Annotated in this window: 19 protein-coding genes; 13 read left to right on the top strand and 6 right to left on the bottom strand. The window is 58.3% G+C overall.

What is annotated here, in order from left to right; genetic code table 11:
* Positions 1-94 precede the first annotated feature (94 nt).
* The 5 genes from ABIE13_RS06100 to ABIE13_RS06080 all read left to right on the top strand — a co-directional run bounded on the left by ABIE13_RS06100 (position 95) and on the right by ABIE13_RS06080 (position 4,156).
* Entirely contained in the window at positions 95-1,099 is a 1,005-nt protein-coding gene (locus ABIE13_RS06100) for a ketopantoate reductase family protein (RefSeq protein WP_354442051.1), read from the top strand.
* 5 nt (positions 1,100-1,104) lie between these two features.
* The gene (locus tag ABIE13_RS06095; protein WP_354442049.1) at positions 1,105-1,974 is read left to right on the top strand and encodes a fumarate hydratase; all 870 of its coding nucleotides are present in this window, start codon (positions 1,105-1,107) and stop codon (positions 1,972-1,974) included.
* Positions 1,971-2,606: a fumarate hydratase C-terminal domain-containing protein gene (locus ABIE13_RS06090; protein ID WP_354442048.1), complete on the top strand. Its 636-nt coding sequence runs from the start codon at positions 1,971-1,973 to the stop codon at positions 2,604-2,606. Before ABIE13_RS06095 ends, ABIE13_RS06090 begins: the two co-directional genes overlap by 4 nt.
* A gap of 59 nt (positions 2,607-2,665) precedes the next feature.
* Positions 2,666-3,670: a Bug family tripartite tricarboxylate transporter substrate binding protein gene (locus tag ABIE13_RS06085; protein ID WP_354442046.1), complete on the top strand. Its 1,005-nt coding sequence runs from the start codon at positions 2,666-2,668 to the stop codon at positions 3,668-3,670.
* A 75-nt stretch (positions 3,671-3,745) separates the two neighbouring features.
* Positions 3,746-4,156, top strand: coding sequence for a RidA family protein (locus tag ABIE13_RS06080; RefSeq protein ID WP_354442044.1), 411 nt, complete (start codon positions 3,746-3,748; stop codon positions 4,154-4,156).
* Here ABIE13_RS06080 and ABIE13_RS06075 read toward each other — a convergent pair whose 3' ends face one another.
* Entirely contained in the window at positions 4,157-5,035 is an 879-nt protein-coding gene (locus ABIE13_RS06075; RefSeq protein WP_354442042.1) for a LysR family transcriptional regulator, read from the bottom strand.
* Between the two features lie 147 nt (positions 5,036-5,182).
* Between ABIE13_RS06075 and ABIE13_RS06070 the strand changes: the two genes are divergently transcribed.
* From ABIE13_RS06070 to ABIE13_RS06050, 5 genes are all read left to right on the top strand, one after another.
* Positions 5,183-6,169 carry a Bug family tripartite tricarboxylate transporter substrate binding protein gene (locus ABIE13_RS06070; RefSeq protein WP_354442040.1) on the top strand — a complete coding sequence of 329 codons (987 nt, stop codon included), beginning with the start codon at positions 5,183-5,185 and terminating at the stop codon, positions 6,167-6,169.
* Between the two features lie 27 nt (positions 6,170-6,196).
* On the top strand, positions 6,197-7,381 hold the full coding sequence (locus ABIE13_RS06065) for a M20 aminoacylase family protein (protein WP_354442038.1): 1,185 nt from the start codon (positions 6,197-6,199) through the stop codon (positions 7,379-7,381).
* A 65-nt stretch (positions 7,382-7,446) separates the two neighbouring features.
* Positions 7,447-8,106 carry a nitroreductase family protein gene (locus ABIE13_RS06060; protein WP_354442036.1) on the top strand — a complete coding sequence of 220 codons (660 nt, stop codon included), beginning with the start codon at positions 7,447-7,449 and terminating at the stop codon, positions 8,104-8,106.
* A 7-nt stretch (positions 8,107-8,113) separates the two neighbouring features.
* On the top strand, positions 8,114-8,839 hold the full coding sequence (gene queC / locus ABIE13_RS06055; protein ID WP_354442034.1) for a 7-cyano-7-deazaguanine synthase QueC: 726 nt from the start codon (positions 8,114-8,116) through the stop codon (positions 8,837-8,839).
* Between the two features lie 79 nt (positions 8,840-8,918).
* Positions 8,919-9,536, top strand: coding sequence for an acyloxyacyl hydrolase (locus ABIE13_RS06050; RefSeq protein ID WP_354442032.1), 618 nt, complete (start codon positions 8,919-8,921; stop codon positions 9,534-9,536).
* A 231-nt stretch (positions 9,537-9,767) separates the two neighbouring features.
* Here the strand turns inward: ABIE13_RS06050 and ABIE13_RS06045 are convergent, their stop codons facing one another.
* Positions 9,768-10,487, bottom strand: a complete 720-nt coding sequence (locus ABIE13_RS06045; protein ID WP_354442030.1) for an ArsR/SmtB family transcription factor — start codon at positions 10,485-10,487, stop codon at positions 9,768-9,770.
* Between the two features lie 134 nt (positions 10,488-10,621).
* Between ABIE13_RS06045 and ABIE13_RS06040 the strand changes: the two genes are divergently transcribed.
* Positions 10,622-11,899 carry an MFS transporter gene (locus tag ABIE13_RS06040; RefSeq protein WP_354442028.1) on the top strand — a complete coding sequence of 426 codons (1,278 nt, stop codon included), beginning with the start codon at positions 10,622-10,624 and terminating at the stop codon, positions 11,897-11,899.
* 126 nt (positions 11,900-12,025) lie between these two features.
* Here ABIE13_RS06040 and ABIE13_RS06035 read toward each other — a convergent pair whose 3' ends face one another.
* Positions 12,026-13,804, bottom strand: a complete 1,779-nt coding sequence (locus tag ABIE13_RS06035; protein ID WP_354442026.1) for an ABC transporter ATP-binding protein/permease — start codon at positions 13,802-13,804, stop codon at positions 12,026-12,028.
* A 158-nt stretch (positions 13,805-13,962) separates the two neighbouring features.
* On the opposite strand from ABIE13_RS06035, the gene ABIE13_RS06030 reads away from it, so the two are divergent.
* Complete coding sequence (locus ABIE13_RS06030; RefSeq protein WP_354442024.1) at positions 13,963-15,276, top strand: MgtC/SapB family protein; 1,314 nt, start codon at positions 13,963-13,965, stop codon at positions 15,274-15,276.
* Positions 15,277-15,625: 349 nt separating this feature from the next.
* On the opposite strand, the gene ABIE13_RS06025 is transcribed toward ABIE13_RS06030, so the two are convergent.
* From ABIE13_RS06025 to ABIE13_RS06015, 3 genes are read right to left on the bottom strand one after another with little or no spacing between them, the layout of a single operon-like run.
* Positions 15,626-16,243, bottom strand: coding sequence for a GNAT family N-acetyltransferase (locus tag ABIE13_RS06025; RefSeq protein ID WP_354442022.1), 618 nt, complete (start codon positions 16,241-16,243; stop codon positions 15,626-15,628).
* Between the two features lie 4 nt (positions 16,244-16,247).
* The gene (locus tag ABIE13_RS06020) at positions 16,248-16,496 is read right to left on the bottom strand and encodes a hypothetical protein (protein ID WP_354442020.1); all 249 of its coding nucleotides are present in this window, start codon (positions 16,494-16,496) and stop codon (positions 16,248-16,250) included.
* Between the two features lie 4 nt (positions 16,497-16,500).
* A complete protein-coding gene (locus ABIE13_RS06015) occupies positions 16,501-17,343 on the bottom strand; it encodes an AAA family ATPase (RefSeq protein WP_354442018.1) in 843 nt (280 codons plus the stop codon).
* A gap of 171 nt (positions 17,344-17,514) precedes the next feature.
* Between ABIE13_RS06015 and ABIE13_RS06010 the strand changes: the two genes are divergently transcribed.
* Positions 17,515-18,183: a c-type cytochrome gene (locus ABIE13_RS06010; RefSeq protein ID WP_354442016.1), complete on the top strand. Its 669-nt coding sequence runs from the start codon at positions 17,515-17,517 to the stop codon at positions 18,181-18,183.
* Positions 18,184-18,191: the final 8 nt, after the last annotated feature.

Raw genomic sequence — 18,191 nt, 5'->3', positions numbered from 1 at the left:
TTATGTGATAAGTCTATCTCTATTTCGCGATTTCCAAATTGCGGATGCGGCGCTTTAATTCCATCGTTGCGTATCTCGCAGAACAAAAACCACGATGAATGACAAAAGACCCCGTATCTGCGTTCTTGGTGCTGGCGCCATTGGTGGCTATCTAGGCATCAACCTTGCGAAATCAGGCGCGCATGTCAGCGTGCTTGCGCGCGGCAGCACGCTCGAGGTGGTGCGCGCATCAGGCTGGACGCTGAAAAGCGGAGATGAAAGTTGGACGGTGCCCGTGGAGGCGGTGGATTCCGAGGCGCTCGTTGGCCTGGGTCCACAGGATGTCGTGATCATCGCTGTGAAGGCTCAAGCCCTGGCCGACATCGCCCATCTCATACCCCCGCTGGTTGGGCCGCACACCATCATCGTGCCCGCGCTCAACGGGATTCCCTGGTGGTTTACGCATGGGTTGAAGGCTCCCGCCATGGCACAGCCGCTCAACTCCCTGGATCCGCAGGGGAATCTGTCGGTGATGATCCCTTCCGGCCAAGTGCTGGGAGCCGTCATCTACCCGGCATGCTCCACACCCGCGCCCGGCGTCGTACGCCATGCCTCAGGTTCTCGGCTGGTTTTCGGGGAAGTCTCTGGCGCTCCCTCGAGTTCCCGGCTCACCGGCTGGGTAGATCTGTTACGGCAGTCAGGACTCGATGCGGTGGCCTCATCCGATATTCGCGCCGAGGTCTGGACCAAGCTCCTGGGCAATGCCTGCTTTAACCCGGTAAGCGTCCTGGCCGGGTGTTCCACAGATCAGCTCATAGATAACCCCGCCATCTTCGAGCTTTTCTGCTCCTTGATGGAAGAAACCCTTGCCATCGGCCGGGCGGTGGGGATCTCACTCGATGTGACGCCCGCTGCACGCATCGCAATTACCCGCAAGCTGGGGCATGTGAAGACCTCCATGTTGCAGGACATGGAAGCGGGCAAGTCCCTGGAGGTTGAAGCCTTGATCGGAGCGGTGGTTGAAATTGCCAAACGCTTGCAAGTCTCGGCTCCTCGCAGCGAATCTCTTTATGCACTCACCAAGATGCGCGCGAACGTGCTTGCGCAGCAAGCCCCTTAAAAATTATGTCAATCTCACCTGAACTCATCAAGACCGTGACGGCAGAGCTGTACGACCGTTCACTGCGGGGTGTACCCAAGGACACGCAGCAGGCCCTGCAAGCTGCGGCACTCAGCGATTCGAGCGAAACAGCTCGCCACACCTTGCGCATCATGCTGCAAAGCGCGGAAACCGCAGAGCGAACCGGTCACTTTGTCTGTTCGGACGCGGGCGTTCCTGTGTACTTTGCGCGGGTCGGAACCCAAGCGCGATTCAGCGGTGATGTGCGGCAAGCCATCCAGGACGGCTTTGCAGAGCTGGTGGAACGCATCCAGCCACCGCTTCTTCCGCATGTCACCAATCCTTTGACGCTTGAACGTGGCTACGCGGGCAAGGGGATGCCCATCACCACCTTCGACATGGTCGACGGCAGCGATTGCCTGGACATCACCTGCAGCCCCAAGGCCTTGGGTTCTGGCCGTTGGGCGGCACTGGAGATTTTCAGTTTTCCTGATCTCGCCACGATAGAGCGGTTTGTTATGGAGACGGTCATGAAGGCGGGGTCGCAACATTGCCCTCCGGTGGTCATCGGTGTGGGCATTGGCGGCAGCTTTGACTATGCAGCCAAGATGGCCAAAGAGGCCACACTGCGGCCTATCTCCGAGCCTCACCCGGAGCCGATGGTGGCAGCCATGGAGCAGCGGCTCAATGCTGCGGTCAACAAGACTGGTTTTGGCCCTATGGGCACGGGTGGAAGCACCACTGCAATGGCGGTCCATGTTGAATACGCGGCGGGCCATGGGTTCACGCCTGTAGCGGTCGCGTTCAACTGCTGGATCAACCGGCGGACACGTGCGCGCATCTATAACGACGGACGAGTGGAGATTGTTGAATGAGCATCACCACACACCGTATGAAGTTTCCTCTGTCGCGCGAAGATGCTCTTCGGCTTCGGGCAGGCGACCAGGTCATCCTCGATGGCGAGATCGTGATCACAGCCGGCCTGCCTACCCATCAGCGCTTGATTGCGGCCCTGGGAGGCGCTGAGCCTTTGCCTATGGACCTGACAGGCCAGAGCCTGTTTCATCTTGGCAGCTATAGCAAGGAAGTTGACGGCAAGTTTGAGGTCGAATACATGAACCCTACGACCAGCACTCGCTTCAATCCATACATGCCCACCCTGATACGAGAACTGCAGCTTCATGCGGTAGGTGGCAAGGGTGGACTCGACAGCGCCTGCGCGCAGGCACTGCGTGAAGTTGGCGGCGTTTATCTGTCCTTCCTCGGCGGTGGTTGCGCGCTCTTGTCTGCCGCCGTCAAGCAAGTGTTGCAGGTGGGTTGGCCGGACATGCTGATCCACTACAGGCTGGTTCGGCTTCGCGTGGAAGGCCTGGGCCCCGTGACCGTAGGAATTGATGCCCACGGCAATAGCTGCTACGACACGGCACGTGAGCAGGCGAGAGACCGGTTCGAAGACATCATGAATGAGCTTGCGTTGGCTCGGGCGCAAACCGCGCAAGCCTCCTGATACATCCGAGTTATTGGACATCGAGAACATTTTTTATAGAAGCGACAAGGGAGACCACAGTGACTTTTGAACAACCCATGACACGCCGATCCATACTTTCTGTGGCGGGTGCAAGTGCTGCAGGTGGCCTGATCGCTCTTCCCACCACAGCGCTCTCACAGGCGGCTGCCTGGCCGAGCCGCCCCGTACGGCTGGTCGTTCCATTCGCCGCTGGCGGGCCCGCTGACACGCTGGCTCGATTCATATCTATCCGCCTGTCTCGAGAATTCGGTCAGCCAGTGGTCATCGACAACAAGGCAGGCGCCGGCGGAACCTTGGGCGCAGCCGATGTGGCCAAGTCGACAGACGGCCACAGTCTCCTGTTCTCATCAACCGGTGCGCTTACAGTGGTGCCGGCAGTGTCCACCAGCATGACGTACAACCCTGATACGGATCTATCTGCAGTTGGTCAGGCGGTAGTGACTCCTCAGGTTATTGTCGTTGCCAGCAACAGCAAGATCACCAATCTGCGTGAGTTAGTCGCCGCGGCGAAGGCGGCGCCAGGCAAGCTCAATTTCGCTTCTGCCGGAAGTGGGACCACCACACAACTGGGTGCTGAACTTCTCAAACGGGAGGCGAACGTTTTCATGACGCATATCCCTTATCGCGGCGCAGCGCCTGCCATCGTCGATGTGATGGCAGGTAACGCAGATTTCCTCGTCGCCGACGTTCCTGCGGTGATGTCTTTCATTGCCGGGAACCGGCTGCGTGCCCTTGCTATCGCAGCGCCCAAACGATCCGAGGCATTACCTCAGGTACCTACCACGGCAGAAGCGGGGCTGCCCAATGTGCTCAGCTCCACGTGGTACGGCGTGATGGCCCCATCCAAGACGCCAGCGGCGGTCATTGCAAGGGCCAATGAAGCGCTCAATCGTGTGCTTCAACAACCTGATTCGCTCGCGTTCTTCAAGGAGCAAGGTGTGACCCCGGTCGGCGGGACGCCCCAGGACTTTGCTCGCTTCATTCAAAGCGAGAGCGCCAAGTGGGGGAGTCTGGCCAAACGAGCAGGTGTCACGATGAACTGAACTTTTCGGACTGAGTTTCCATGATGGCTCAGAAATTCCCGCTCACCCCTTTGCTCATACGCCCGAGGAGAAAAAGTGCCCATTGCGTCCACGAAAAAGAAAGTCATCTATAGCGACCGCGTTCCAAGATCGTCATCCCCACATTGCCATGGTGTGGTCGCCGGTGGCTTGCTTTTCGTCTCAGGGATTCCTGGGTTCGAGGCCGGGGAGCCCAAGGTCAAGCAGGGCGACTTTGCAGCCCAAATGCGCGCATGTCTCACTAACGTGGGCTATATCCTTGAGGAGGCCGGCTGTACCTTCGCGGACGTCGCCAAGGTCAATGTCTTTCTGGACCGACGGGCGGACTTTCAGGTCATGAACGACATCTACCGAGAGTTCTTTGGCACAGACCCGGCGTCCTGGCCGGCCAGGACCACCGTCGAAGCTCGTCTGCCACGGCCTGACTTTCTTCTTGAGATTGAATGCGTCGCCCTCATCCCGGACTGATCAACGCAGAGCCGTGCGCATCAGGCTTCGCAGGACGGGAACATACAGCCCTTCAGATTTGTGAGCGAGCGTGATGTGGGCAAAGCGCGCGTTGGCATCCAGTGCCGGATACACCGGCACTTCGTGAAGGCCAGGTCCCGCTGCGCGAATGGCCAGGAGAACGGTATTTGTTCGTTCGGTGACGTTCAGTAGATGGGCGATCTCGTCGCTCGTGTATTTCACCAGCACCTGTGGGTGTCCTTCTACACCATAGCGTTCAACCAGGATTCGCGCCATCTCATCGCTCAGAGGCGTCGAGGCAATGGGAAATTTGCTCACCTGATCAAAGCGTACCCTTGCGCGATCAGCCAGGGGGTGCCCTTGGCGAACCATAAAACACCCTTTCATCTCTGACAGGTGATCCACGCGCAGGTCTGAAGCCGGACGCAGCGAACGTACATCCACGACCATGGCGTCGATTTGCCGTTCGCGCAGCATGGAGGTCAACGTGTCGGTGTTGGCGCGTAACACATCAATTTGTACCTTCGGGAAGTGTTGGGCAAAGTGGATCATCAACGGGGCTGTCAACATCATGCCCGGCCCCGAACTCAATCCAAGCCGCAGCCGTCCGCTGGCGCTGCTGTCGAGGGCCCTGCCTCCATGCCGCAATTGGTCGGCGTCTTCGGTCAGTCGTTCAGCGCGCTGCAGAGTTTCACGGCCATCGGGCGTCAGTTCGATTCGCCTGCCCACGCGGTCGAACAATAGCTGACCAAGCTCATCTTCCAGTGCCTTGATGCTCCTGCTGAGCGCAGGCTGAGTGATGTGAAGCTGGGCAGAGGCCTTCACAAAAGAACCGACCTTGGCGAGCGTGATGAAGTGGCGCAGCTGGATCAATGTCATGGCTTGGTAGCTCAGTGAGTCAGGCAAGTCTGACTACGAATATCAATGAGTTCTGGATCATGAATATCTCACAAACAATGCATTGGACGAATTTTTTGTGCAGACCTAACATGCGGGCATGGTTCGACCTCACGCAAGGAAACATTCATGATTTGGCTGCGCAAAACTCAGTTGGTTTTTCTAGGTGCCTTGCTTGCCGGTGGTACGGCATTCGCTCAAGGCTATCCGAGCAAGCCTGTAAGCCTGGTGGTGCCCTATCCCGCCGGTGGTGTTTCGGACGTCATCGCCCGCACAGTGAACACTGTCCTGGCCAAGCACCTGGGCCAGCCGGTGATCGTCGAAAACCTGGGGGGTGCGGGTGGCGGCATCGCGGCTCAGAAAATCCTCAATAGTCCTGCGGATGGCTACTTGATTTTTCAGGGCTCGCCTAACGAATTGGTGCTGTCTCCGCTCACCAATGCTGCACTCAAATACAAGAGCGAAGATTTTCGTCTGGTGCAGATGATCACCATCAATCCGCTCGTCATGCTGGCGCGCAAGGACCTGCCAGCTTCCAATGGCGACGAACTGATGTCGTATGCGCGCAAAACAGCCGCAGAGGGCAAGCCCTTGACTTACGCCAGCGTGGGGCCTGGCTCGCTCTATCACCTGCTGGGCGCGCATATGTCCCAGACTACGGGCGTGCCTATGACCCATGTTCCCTATAAGGGCGGCGCTCCTGCAACACAGGATCTTCTGGCGGGCCAGGTCGATATTTTCATGACGCCCTACAACAGGGCTTACGTGGCGATGGTCGAGGAAGGAAAGCTCAAAGCGCCTGCGGTGCTGTCGGCCGGGCGTCAGGAGATGTTCCCCAAGGTACCCACCCTCAGTGAGAGCAAAGCGCTCAAAAGTTTCGAATTTGAAACGTGGGCCGGTTTCTTTGTTCGCAAGGACACACCAGAGCCTGTCGTTCAGGCCCTGCACAAGGCCTTGAGTCAAGTCGCCAATGACCCATCGGTTCGGACTGCACTGGAGGCTCAGGCCATGATCGTTCCGCGGCCTCAACCACTGCCCGCGCTGGACAAGCTGTATTCAGATAACACCGCCCGATACCGCGCCATTGCACGCGAAATGAATCTACAGCCTCAGTAATTCATAACCTCAGTAGAAAAGCTTGACATGCAAACCAGCTATCTGGGGCATGCGCTGTCCCCACGCGTCGGTGAATTCATAGAACTGAGGCGGGACATCCATGCTCATCCGGAATTGCCCTTTGAAGAGCACCGGACGTCCGCCCTCGTGGCCAGGAAACTGACCGAATGGGGTTATGACGTCACCCTTGGATTGGGGGGGACTGGCGTGGTCGGCCAACTGAAACGGGGCAGCGGTAGCCGGTCATTGGGAATCCGGGCTGATATGGATGCCTTGCCAATCGATGAGCAGACCACAAATGACTGGCGCAGCCGCCATGAGGGCGTCATGCACGCTTGTGGCCACGATGGACATACGGCGATTTTGCTGGCCGCAGCCAGACAGATCGCTGAGCATGCGGATTTTCACGGCACACTGAATCTGATCTTCCAACCGGCTGAAGAAGGTGCCGGGGGTGCTGTAAAAATGATGGCCGACGGACTGTTTGAGCGCTTCCCGTGCGACGCCGTCTTCGCGCTTCACAACATGCCCGGAATCGAAGCCGGAAAATTTGTCTTCCGAACCGGCCCGGCCATGGCCTCGAGCGATGATGTTTTCATTGTTCTGGAGGGTATTGGAGGACACGGCGCCATGCCGCATACGTGTGCAGATCCCATCGTCGCGGCCTCATCGATCGTGTTGGCCTTGCAGACCATTGTGGCGCGTAACGTCAGCCCGCTGAGGACTGCTGTCGTCACCGTTGGCGCGCTTCAAGCCGGTAAAGCCAACAACGTTATCCCGCAGCAGGCCTGCATGGCGTTGAGCGTACGCGCTCTGGATCGCGAGGTTCGAAACTTGCTCAAGACGCGGATTGTCCAACTTGTAGAACAGCAGGCTGCAAGCTATCAAGTCAAGGCGCGTATAGACTGGCGTGATGGCTATTCGGTGTTGGTCAATACCCCTGAAGAAACCGACTTGGCAACACAGGTGGCGCTGGATCTGTTCGGCTCCGAGTGGGTGGTGCCACAAGGCGAGCCCATGACCGCCAGTGAAGATTTTGCCTTCATGCTGGAAAAGGTGCCAGGAAGCTATTTCCAGGTTGGCAATGGTGCCCCCGGGACGCCTGGCGCCTGCATGGTTCATCATCCATCCTATGATTTCAATGATGATTTGATCGACCCCGCATCTCGATTCTGGTTCGCCCTGGCAGAGAGGTTTCTGAAAGCGCTGTAAGAGCACGGTGGCTCCGGGATGGGCGTTCGTCGTCACGGTATGGGGTTTGCGTTACGCTAACTGGTATGGAAGACCCCGCATCGACGGCAAACCAAGCTGATTTTGCCGAAACATCGTCAGCACTGGCCTACCCGCGCCCGCCAGAAGTAGCTGAATTCGCTCAGGCCTTGATTCACACGCGGCAGACTATTTTGCCCAGACGCCTGGCAGGGCCAGGGCCAAGCCCCTCGGAACTGCAGGTCATTTTGAAAGCGGCGGGAGCGGCGCCCGACCATCATCGGCTCATACCTTGGCGATTTGTGCTGGTGCCTGCCACCTCACGTGCCCGTCTGGGTGAGGCATTTGCTGCTGCGTTGGCGGAGCGCGATCCCTCCGCGAGTCCCGAGCAAATGGCTCAGGCCTACGAAAAAGCAGAGCGTGCGCCGCTGCTCATGCTGGCTATAGTTCGGATCACAGACGAAGACGCGGAAATCCCGCCTGCCGAACGCCTGGTTTCCGCTGGGTGTGCTATTCAGAATATGCTGCTGATGGCCCATGCGCTGGGCTACGGCGGCGCGTTGACCAGTGGCAAAGCGATGAATTCGAAGCCTTTGCGAACCTTGTTTGATTTGGCAGAGCACGAGCAGGCGCTCTGCTTTGTCAGCATAGGCACGACCATCAAAACCAAACCTATTCCGTTGCGGCCCGAAGTGAGCCGATATGTCAGCGAACTGAACAAGCACTGAAGAATTTATGCACACCAGCGCCCTCGTATTGTTTTCTGGCGGACAGGATTCCGCTACCTGCCTGGCTTATGCGCTCTCACGCTATCACCGTGTGGAGACCATCGGATTCGATTATGGCCAGCGCCACCGCGTCGAGCTTGAGGCACGCCTGGTGGTGATGCGAGAGTTGCGGGCCAGGTTCCCAGCGTGGAACGAAAGACTGGGGCCTGATCACATGATCGATGTCGGTGTGCTTGGTCAGATCAGCGAAACTTCCCTCACTCGCGACACGGCGATCGAGATGCAAGCCTCAGGTTTGCCCAATACCTTCGTACCCGGCCGCAACCTGGTGTTCCTGACCCTTGCAGGTGCATTGGCCTACAGACGAGATCTCCAGGTCATCGTCACCGGAGTCTGCGAAACCGACTACTCCGGTTATCCGGATTGCCGCGATGACACCATGAAAGCCATGCAACTGGCGCTTTCGCTGGGCATGAGCAAACGGCTTGTGATCGAAACACCTCTGATGTGGATTGACAAGGCAACCACCTGGCAGCTTGCGCAAGATCTGGGGCAAGCGGCCGATTCCGCAGGCGGAGGGGATGCCCTTGTGGAGCTGATCGCCGAACATACCCATACTTGCTACCTGGGTGATCGGACAAACCGCCACGAGTGGGGTTATGGCTGCAATCAGTGCCCGGCCTGCGAGCTTCGGGCAAGCGGGTGGCGCCAGTGGCACAATCAATCCAGCTAATGCCTATAAGCGCCCTCAACCGATGAACGATGCGGGTGTTAGGTAGGATTACGTAAATTCTTAGCCGAAAGTAAAAGTTATGACGCCAGCCGGAACATCTCACGAGAGTCAAAAATCAACATCCTTCCCGGTACGCAGCTCGTGGACGGGCGCGCTCCTGCTGGCCGGGGCGCTGCTAGGCGCGCATTCTGGTGCTGCTGCCCAAACGCAGCCACAGACTGCACCGCAAGGCCTGGACTGGCAACTGAACTACGGTGTCAGCGACTCAGCGAACGTGAAAAAGGTAGGCGTGATTGCCGGGTGGCAGCGCGGAGCTCCGTTGTGGCAGGGCGATCAATGGCGCCTGACCTTGCGTCATGAGCTGGAAGTGGCTTTCTGGCGCGTGCCCAAGGCGCAAGACATCGTTGAGGCGGGTTATTCCCCCTTCCTTAGGCTGGAGCGCCCGCTACAGGGCTCGGGCGTATTGTTTGCCGAAGGCTCCATCGGGGTGCGCCTGCTCTCCCACACGCACATATCGCCTGAACACACCATGTCCACCGCCTTCCAGTTTTCCGACCAGATCGGTGCGGGCTTTCAATGGGGCCCCCAAGGACGCTCCACGGTGGGGGTGAGATACACCCACCTTTCCAATGCCAGTATCAAAAGGCCTAACCCGGGTATCAACTTTACGCAGGTCTACTATCGGCACCGCTTTTGAGTTTTAGCCCAATTGCATAAGGCACTGTCCGAAAAGGCAGGCCTAAGGTCACCGACATGAGGCCGAAGAGGGTTTGCTCTTCGGCCTTTTACTTGGGCATCTTTCGTTTTGATGATGCTTTCCGAGTAAGCGGCTGGCCGCCCATCTTGACGACGGGCTTGAGGCACCCAGTGGTCAGGCATCCAGATATGCAGAAGAAGTTCGTCCATAGGCGTCTGACCCGCGGTGTTGTCATGCTGCGTCCGTCACACGCCGCCATGCATCCAGACCGAGGCGCTCGCGGAAGGTTTGTGCACCGCTGGGCGAGATTTCCAGCGTTCGGGTTCCCGCTGCTCTGTTCAACCATCCCATATCGAGGCAGTGGGTGCAAATCATTGCGCCAAGCCGGCCCGCGAGGTGCGCTTTCCGTTCACTCCAATCCAGACAGGGTCGGCAGTAGGGCCTGACCTGGCGTGAATGGTGTAACTCCGGCTCCAGCGTGAGACCCCACTGCTGGAGCACCTGGGGAGCCCGACCCGTGACCTGGCCACCGTCGCCATCGAACTCGATGGCCTGCGCAGCCAATAGCGATTCAGCGATGGCGAGCCCAAGCCGACCGGCGATATGGTCGTAACACATGCGGGCCATGCGCATAGCATCGTTACGCGGCCCCACCACGACTGTGTGATGGATCGGCGGATTTCCTGCGATCCGCATTAGTCCTTCCAGGACCTTGGCCACTTCGCCGGATGCAAGTCGGTGGTATCGGTGCCGTCCTCGCTGCTCCACGCACATCAGGCCCGACGCCACCATCTGAGCCAGATGTCGGCTAGCCGTTTGTGCAGAGACGTTGCCGGCCCTGGCCAGTTCCGTGGCGGTGAGCATGCGCCCGTCCATCAGTTGCAGCAGCATCGCTGCGCGCGCGGGTTCCCCAACTAGGGATGCGATTCGGGCAATGTGATTGGTGTTCATGGCGTGGCTTTGGGGCTCAAGCTTACGGCACGCAGCAGCTTTGACGCTTCGTTCCGCAGCGAAATGTTCAGAGCGACCGGAGCCGTAGTATCGAGTGCATCGCGGCAAACACCGCCTCTATCGCTGCTCGCAACATGTCATTCCTGCCTTCAACGCAACCCTCCAACTTCTATGGCGATAAGGTCGTACGCGCCGCATTTGTTGTAGCGCTCTTTGGCTGGGGCGTGGGCTTCTACGGACCTCCCGTCTTCCTGCATGCAGTTCTGGTCCGGACCGATTGGTCCCTTTCACTAGTCTCTGCCGCTGTCACCTTCCACTTTCTGTTCGGTGCTGGCGTGATCGCCTGCCTACCCAGAATCCACAGGCGTTTCGGTATTCCTGCGGCCACCACGGTCGGCTCTCTGCTGCTGGCCGCAGGTGTACTCGGTTGGGCGACTGCCATCGAGCCTTGGCAGTTGTTTGTCGCCGCCATGTTGACCGGCGGGGGGTGGGCGCCACTGGGTGCGGCAGGGATCAACGCCATCATCGCACCCTGGTTTGTTGAGAAGCGGCCTCTTGCCTTGGCAAAGGCCTATAACGGCGCCAGTGTGGGCGGCCTGGTTTTCTCCCCGACGTGGGCTGTGCTGATCGACCGCGCCGGCTTTCCTGCAACAGCCATAATGGTGGGACTGCTCATGGTCGCCGTGGTGATGTTCATTGCGACACGCGTACTGGCCAGGACCCCCTTCGCTGAAGGTCAAGTCGATGGAAAGATGCAAATTAATGCCCCGGCCACCCCCCATTTTTCTGAAGGAGCGGCATCCGTCCTCAGACCGGTGCTCTGGAAAGAACGCAGGTTCCTGACACTCGCGGCCGCGATGTCGCTAGGCCTGTTTGCCCAGATAGGGCTCATCGCTCAACTCTTCTCCTTGATGGCGCCCAGCACGGGCGTGCGATTGGCTGGCGGGATCATGGCGCTGGCGACTGGCTGCGCAATGGCCGGACGGTTCATCATGGCGCGGTTGCTGAGTGGGCGTGCCGACCGGCGCAGAGCGGCCGCCGCCAGTTACGCCGTGCAGGCACTCGGTACGATACTCTTATGGGTTGCCGGGCCTGAACATTTGCCGCTCTTCATACTGGGTATCGTGCTCTTCGGCCTCGGCATCGGCAATGCCACTTCGGTGCCGCCGGTGATTGCTCAAACAGAGTTCGCCCCGACCGATGTGGCACGTGTAGTGGCCCGGATCGTGGCGCTGTCACAAGCACTTTACGCATTTGCACCCGCCGTACTGGCTGGACTGATCGTCGTCGGCGCTGGGGACGGGGCTTCGTTGGACAGCGCCACCGGCAGGTATTTCGCAGTGATCTTTGCGCTGCAGACGGTGGCCGCGGCATGTATGTTGAGTGGGCGTACGCGGCCAGCCCTCCCTTGACGAAAAACCCGCTGCGACAGTGCCGTTGCTTCGAATCATGATCTATGACTCAGACGGCAGGTTCAAGATAATCCGATTAGTTTTTTACCCTTCAAAGCCTCAGAGAAGTCGTGTGCCCACTCGGCCTCAATTCGCCTGGTCTGGCCTCATCTTCCAGAAATGGTTATGAAACGGCGTGACTGTAGGCCGGTGAGCGATCGAAATCAGCGCACCACCTGCTTGCTCCGTCATATCCCTAAGACGTTCGTACAGGGCCTGTTCTGTGGGTACGTCGAGCGCGCTGGTGGCTTCATCAGCCATGACCCATGCCGGGTTTTTAAGGAACACCCGTGCAATCGCCAGCCGCTGCTGTTCGCCGCCGCTCAGCTTTTGAGTCCAGTTATCGTAATCATCCAGTCGATCTATCAACCCAGGCAAAAGCGCTTGTCTCAGTGCTTCTTGCAGGGCCTGATCGGTGTACTGCGATTCCAGCTCGGGGTAGGCGAGTGCGGCTCGCAAGGACCCGTCCGGGAAATAGGGCCGCTGCGGTATGAACATGGCGTCCTTCGGCATGGTGACCTTTCCGCGTGCCCAGGGCCATATGCCGGCCAAAGATCGGAATAAGGTGGATTTGCCACTGCCTGAAGGCCCCTGAAGCAGGGTATGTTGGCCAGGAGCAGCCTTCAGATTGGCGCTTTGCAGCAGCGTGACTCCAGTGGGCAATTGCACGGTGAGATCGCGCGTTTCCACTCCGCTGAATCCTTCTGCCGGAGCCACATTCTCAACGGCGGTCTGAGTCTGATTCTGGCGCGAAAGCGCAGCTTCAAAGCTGGTCAGACGCTCCGTGGTGGCGCGCCAGCTGGCCAGGCTGTCATAGTTGTCCACAAACCATGAAAGTGCCGTCTGGACGCGGTCAAAGGCGTTGGAAATCTGCATTAACTCGCCCAATTGAATTGCCCCGCTGAAGAAACGGGGGGCAGCCACAATGAATGGAAAGACCATCGCGGCTTGCCCGAACAGATTGGTGAATCCCACCAGTTGCTTTTGCTTGGCAATGAGCTTGAGATAGTTTACAAAGACTGCGGAAAACCGCGTGTCAAGGTTTCGGTTTTCCAATGCCTCACCCTTGTCCAGGGCAATGGATTCACTGTATTCACGTACCCGCATGAGGTGATGGCGAAAGTCGGCTTCTTTTTTCTGCTGCGCGAAGTTCAGGCCAATCAAAGGGCGGCCAATGTAGTGAGTCAATACGCTACCCACACCGCAATACAACAAGGCCATCCAGACCATGAAGCCGGGAATGGTGAAGCTCTCGCCGCCCAGGCTGAATGAAAAACTGCCCGACAGCGCCCACAAGATGCCCACGAAACTCGCCAGTGTGACCACCGCGTTCAGAAACCCCATCGACAGACCGACGGTTTGCGCGGTGAACAGGTTCACGTCTTCCTGCAGGCGCTGATCAGGGTTGTCAGGTACGCGCTGGCCAGGCGCGGGAAGTCCGGTTGCCGTAAGAGGCGCTGTGTCCGAGTCAGTGAATCGTGCCAATTCCATGCCGTAGAACGCGTGGCCACTCAACCAGCGACCCATCATTTGGCGGGTCATCCAGGCTCGCCAGCGCACCTGCAGCAGCTGAGTGAGGTAGAACCTGTAAATCGCAATGGCGATGAAAATCATGGCCAGGTAGGTAAAGCGTCCCAGCTGGCTCCAAAAAATGCCTTGGTCCTTGTTTTGCAGCGCATCGTAGAAAACGCGATTCCAGTCGTTGAGCAGCACCAGCATGTAGACGGCGGCCAGGTTCAGCACCACCACGGCCGCCAGCATGGCGCGCGCACGCCATTTTTCTTCGGACTGGAAATAGGGTAGAGAGAGTTGCCAGACTTGGCTTAGGAAACCCCTGAAGCGCGAGAGTTTTTCTGACCAGTTCATGGAATTTGCTGCTTGGCGCAACCGCAATTGAAGTGTTGCCATGCTAACGCTTGGTACACGTATTCGGGAGGTTTCTGAAGAGCGGGCTTATACTGAATTTTTATGTCTATGTAGTGACATGAAGAGTGACATTCAATGTGCTGTGGAGGAATGGCTGCATGTCGAATACGTTGAGTGGTTTGCCTCAGGCCGAATGGCCTTACGCGCAAATCCTGGTCCGGTTGGCATTGGGTCTGGCGCTGGGCCTTTTGATTGGGTTGGAGCGAGAACGGCGTGGCAAAGAGGCCGGCCTGCGCACCTTCGGGTTTATCGGCCTGCTGGGCACCATGGGAGGCGCGCTAGGGCCTTCTTTCGCACTGGGGACTTTGGCGCTGACAGCGCTCCTGGTGGCCATACTCAATGTTTCATCGCTTCGCAGCGGACTGGGCTCAGAGCTCACCACGTCCGCCGCCATGATGGTGACCTGTGTGGCGGGCGTCATGTGCGGTATGGGTCACACCATTTCACCAGCGGCCGTGATGGTGATCGCGACCGCCTTGCTTGCGTGGAAGGAGCGCCTGGCGGACTTCTCCATGGGCATCTCGGAAGGGGAGGTGCGTTCCGCACTGCTGCTGGCCATTTTGGCCATCGTCATCTACCCGGCTTTGCCTGCGGGATCCATGGGCCCTTGGGACCTGATAGAGCCGCGTGCCGCTTGGGTCACCGTGATCCTCATCGCGGGAATCGGTTTCTTCAACTACGTTCTATGGAAGCTGTATGGAACTCGCGGAACCGAGCTGTCCGGATTCTTCGGAGGATTGATCAACAGCAACTTCACGGTGATTGAGCTTTCCAACCGCGTTCGGGAAGTGGGGCCGGCGTTTGTAGGGACCGCCTACAGAGGCATCTTGCTGGCCACGACGGCCATGGTGGCACGCAATGCTACCTTGCTGCTGATCCTTGCGCCCGCTGCGCTGATTGGCGCCATGAGCGCGTTCGCACTCATGCTGGGAGCCAGCGCCATACTCGTGTTGTTCAGCCTTCGCAATCGTCACAATCACGCAGCGGGGAGTGCGCCTGACATCCACCTGGACATGCCGTTTTCTCTTCCCCAGGCGCTCAAGTACGGCCTCATTTTCTTGCTTTTGCACGTAGTGGGTGCCCTGACGCAAAGGCAGTTTGGGGATTCAGGTTTCTATTTTGTCAGCATTGTGGGGGGGCTGTTGTCCAGTGCCAGCGCGGTGGCCGCTGCTGCGGCGCTGGCGTCTCAGGGAAGTGTTTCGCCCCTCACAGCCGGCGTCGGTGCTGTGTTGGCTTCATTCACCAGCATTGCTTTCAGCCTGTCATTTGTTCTTCGCACGCGCAATCCCCTGCTGGTCAAGCAATTGGCGTTGTCGATGGTGATGATTGCCATTGCCGGGGTATGCGGGCTGCTGCTGGGCCATCTGTTCGAACCCTGGGTTGAGCAGATACTCGCGCTGATGAGACCGTGACCGCTGGCGCAAGTCGCAAAGCCAGTCCTGCAACCTCATACGCATCTGAAGCTGGCTTCTAGCGCGAAGGGCCTTAGACTGGCGTTGACTGGCGTCGCTTGAAGGGCTGGGGCGGGCCTATACCGAGCTGCCCTCCTTCGAAAAGAGCCGTTCTGGCTGAGGTTCTATGGTTTTGGTCAAGTAGAAATTGGCATTTGAACTACCTAAAACCGTTCGGGCTGAGCCTGTCGAAGCCTCGCGCAACGCTTCGACAGGCTCAGCCCGAACGGATTGGCGTGGACTCCGACTGTTTGCAAAAAGCAAATGCTACTCATTGAGGTCGAAGCCTCATGCGGCGCCTCTACACGCCCTAGGCTTGTTTGTGCCGGTCCAGCAAATAAAGCAGCTGCGCTTTTGCTTCAGGCCACTCACTGGCCACCATGCTGTACATGACAGTGTCTCGTACCGTGCCGTCGCGGCGGACCGCATGGTGGCGAATCACGCCGTCCTTGCGAGCTCCCAGGCGCTCAATGGCACGCTGGCTGGCAAAGTTGTAGTTGTCAGTGCGCCAGCCCACCACTGCGCAGCCCATGGTGTCGAAGGCATGGCCCATCATGAGCAGTTTGCAGCTCGTGTTCACGTGGGTGCGTTGCACGCTTTTCCTGTACCAGGTCCAGCCAATCTCGGCCCGCTTGAGGGGCGCAACGATATCGTGGTAGCTGGTGCACCCCAGCACTTTGCCAGTGGCTTCTTCAATGACTGCGAAAGCAAACCGGTTGCCCGCCTCGCGCATGGCGAGCGCGTTTTCTATGTAGTCTCGTGTGTCCTTGGGTTCAGGCACGGAAGTCACCCGAACTCTCCAAAGCTCCCCGTCCGCTGCGGCCTCGCGCAAGGCTTCTTCGTGGTTCAGTGCCAGGGGCTCCAGAAGAAGGCCATTGAGCCGCAAGGCACTCAAGGCGGCAGGCTGTACAAAAACGTCTGCGGTCATATCCCTAGGTTCTTGAAATTCCGTAGCGGCGGTTATACCAACGCCTTGCCAACTGCAGGCCGGCGCCGCCGCCCAAGCCAATGAGCACAATGCCCGCCATGGCAGGCCAGGTGTATCCGTCGGGACCGAAAGCATCCCACCCCACAAGGGTGCCGAGCCATCGGCCCAGCAAGGCTCCAATGACAAATCCGGCAGCTTGGCTGGTGCCCTGAATCAGTAGCTGTGTGGCGGAAGGCGTTTCGTCTCGTTGCATAGGTTCAGCGGTTACGCTGGTTCATGAACACCAGCTTTTCAAACAAGCTGACATCCTGCTCGTTTTTCAGCAAGGCGCCTACTAGGGGTGGCACTGAGACTTTGCTGTCGGCACTTTGAAGCGCTGTCAGCGGGATATCTTCGGCGACCAGCAGCTTCAGCCAGTCAAGCAACTCACTGGTAGAGGGTTTTTTCTTCAGCCCTGGCAAGCCGCGCACGTCGTAGAACACCTTCATGGCCGCACCCAGCAATTCCTGTTTGAGGTTCGGGAAGTGCACGTCCACGATCTGGCGCATGGTCTCAGCTTCCGGGAACTTGATGTAGTGGAAAAAGCAACGGCGCAAGAAAGCGTCGGGCAGCTCTTTCTCATTGTTCGACGTAATGAACACCAGGGGACGGTTCTTGGCCTTGATGAGCTCGCGTGTCTCATAGCAGTGAAATTCCATGCGGTCGAGTTCGCGCAGCAGGTCGTTCGGGAATTCGATGTCCGCTTTATCGATCTCGTCGATCAAGAGCGCTACCGGCTCTTCCGCCGTGAAGGCCTGCCACAAAACCCCCTTGACGATGTAGTTGTGAATGTCTTTCACGCGTGCATCACCCAATTGAGAGTCGCGTAGGCGACTCACAGCGTCATATTCGTAGAGCCCCTGCTGTGCCTTGGTGGTGCTCTTGATGTGCCATTGCAAAAGTGGCATTCCCAGCGATTGGGCCACTTCTTCGGCCAGCATGGTCTTGCCGGTGCCTGGCTCGCCCTTGACCAGCAAAGGCCGTTTGAGCGTAATGGTTGCATTGACCGCCAGCTTCAGGTCTTGGGTGGCGACGTAGTTTTCTGAGCCTTGAAATTTCATGTCGAGTATGAGGACGAAAAGAAGGAGGGGCTGCGGCTGTCGGAACGCTGGAGAGTGTCGCCCAACTTACAGCCCTGGGAAGGGCTGTGGAGCTGCGCGACAAGTCCCAGAAATGGTCGATTACAATCGTCCGCTGATCCGGATCAAACCAACGTGAATTGTGCGCGCAAAATGAAAAAAGCTTTGTCCCCGATGTTCGCAGCACTGACACTCGCCGCAGCGGCGGTGTTTCCGGCCCATGCGCAAGGCACTGCCGGTGATGCCAAGGCAGGTGCCGGCAAGGTGGCCATGTGTATTGGATGCCATGGTATCCAGGGCTATCAGTCCAGTTTCCCAGAGGTGTATAAGGTCCCGAAGATTTCGGGCCAGAACGCCAAATACATTGCCGCAGTGCTGGAAGGCTATAAAAAGGGCGACCGCAAGCACCCCAGCATGCGCGGCATTGCCACCACCTTGAGTGAGCAAGACATTGCTGATGTGGCGGCCTACTACGAGCAAAGTGGTCGCGTCGAGGGGGCAAGCCCTCTGCCTGCGCCACGCGCTCCGTCGGCTCAAGTGGCGCAGTTGCTGCAAAAGGGCGCTTGCATCTCCTGCCATGGAGACAATTTCTCCAAGCCTATCGACCCAAGCTATCCCAAGATTGCAGGTCAATATTCGGACTATCTGTTTGTCGCTCTCAAATCCTATCGCGACAACTCACACCACACCTGGGGCCGTGCCAACCCTGTCATGGCAGGCATGGTCAAACAGTTCTCCAACGCAGAACTGAAGGCTATGGCCAACTACATCAGTTCGCTTGATGGCGAAATGAAGACGGTACCGCAGTCGCGCTTCCGCTAATAAATATC

Source organism: Ottowia thiooxydans, from assembly GCF_040548795.1.
Taxonomy (GTDB): domain Bacteria; phylum Pseudomonadota; class Gammaproteobacteria; order Burkholderiales; family Burkholderiaceae_C; genus Ottowia; species Ottowia thiooxydans_A.
Note: the sequence above shows the minus strand (reverse complement) of the source record. Positions and strands in the feature narration are given on the sequence as shown.

Excerpts from the sequence above, each read along its gene's own strand:
- ABIE13_RS06065 (WP_354442038.1), top strand. The coding sequence starts at position 6,197 with ATGCAAACCAGCTATCTGGGGCATGCGCTGTCCCCACGCGTCGGTGAA.
- ABIE13_RS06100 (WP_354442051.1), top strand. The coding sequence starts at position 95 with ATGAATGACAAAAGACCCCGTATCTGCGTTCTTGGTGCTGGCGCCATT.
- ABIE13_RS06010 (WP_354442016.1), top strand. The coding sequence starts at position 17,515 with ATGAAAAAAGCTTTGTCCCCGATGTTCGCAGCACTGACACTCGCCGCA.
- ABIE13_RS06060 (WP_354442036.1), top strand. The coding sequence starts at position 7,447 with ATGGAAGACCCCGCATCGACGGCAAACCAAGCTGATTTTGCCGAAACA.
- ABIE13_RS06030 (WP_354442024.1), top strand. The coding sequence starts at position 13,963 with ATGTCGAATACGTTGAGTGGTTTGCCTCAGGCCGAATGGCCTTACGCG.
- ABIE13_RS06095 (WP_354442049.1), top strand. The coding sequence starts at position 1,105 with ATGTCAATCTCACCTGAACTCATCAAGACCGTGACGGCAGAGCTGTAC.
- ABIE13_RS06045 (WP_354442030.1), bottom strand. The coding sequence starts at position 10,487 with ATGAACACCAATCACATTGCCCGAATCGCATCCCTAGTTGGGGAACCC.
- ABIE13_RS06070 (WP_354442040.1), top strand. The coding sequence starts at position 5,183 with ATGATTTGGCTGCGCAAAACTCAGTTGGTTTTTCTAGGTGCCTTGCTT.
- ABIE13_RS06020 (WP_354442020.1), bottom strand. The coding sequence starts at position 16,496 with ATGCAACGAGACGAAACGCCTTCCGCCACACAGCTACTGATTCAGGGC.
- ABIE13_RS06015 (WP_354442018.1), bottom strand. The coding sequence starts at position 17,343 with ATGAAATTTCAAGGCTCAGAAAACTACGTCGCCACCCAAGACCTGAAG.
- ABIE13_RS06040 (WP_354442028.1), top strand. The coding sequence starts at position 10,622 with ATGTCATTCCTGCCTTCAACGCAACCCTCCAACTTCTATGGCGATAAG.
- queC (WP_354442034.1), top strand. The coding sequence starts at position 8,114 with ATGCACACCAGCGCCCTCGTATTGTTTTCTGGCGGACAGGATTCCGCT.
- ABIE13_RS06050 (WP_354442032.1), top strand. The coding sequence starts at position 8,919 with ATGACGCCAGCCGGAACATCTCACGAGAGTCAAAAATCAACATCCTTC.
- ABIE13_RS06090 (WP_354442048.1), top strand. The coding sequence starts at position 1,971 with ATGAGCATCACCACACACCGTATGAAGTTTCCTCTGTCGCGCGAAGAT.
- ABIE13_RS06075 (WP_354442042.1), bottom strand. The coding sequence starts at position 5,035 with ATGACATTGATCCAGCTGCGCCACTTCATCACGCTCGCCAAGGTCGGT.
- ABIE13_RS06035 (WP_354442026.1), bottom strand. The coding sequence starts at position 13,804 with ATGAACTGGTCAGAAAAACTCTCGCGCTTCAGGGGTTTCCTAAGCCAA.
- ABIE13_RS06025 (WP_354442022.1), bottom strand. The coding sequence starts at position 16,243 with ATGACCGCAGACGTTTTTGTACAGCCTGCCGCCTTGAGTGCCTTGCGG.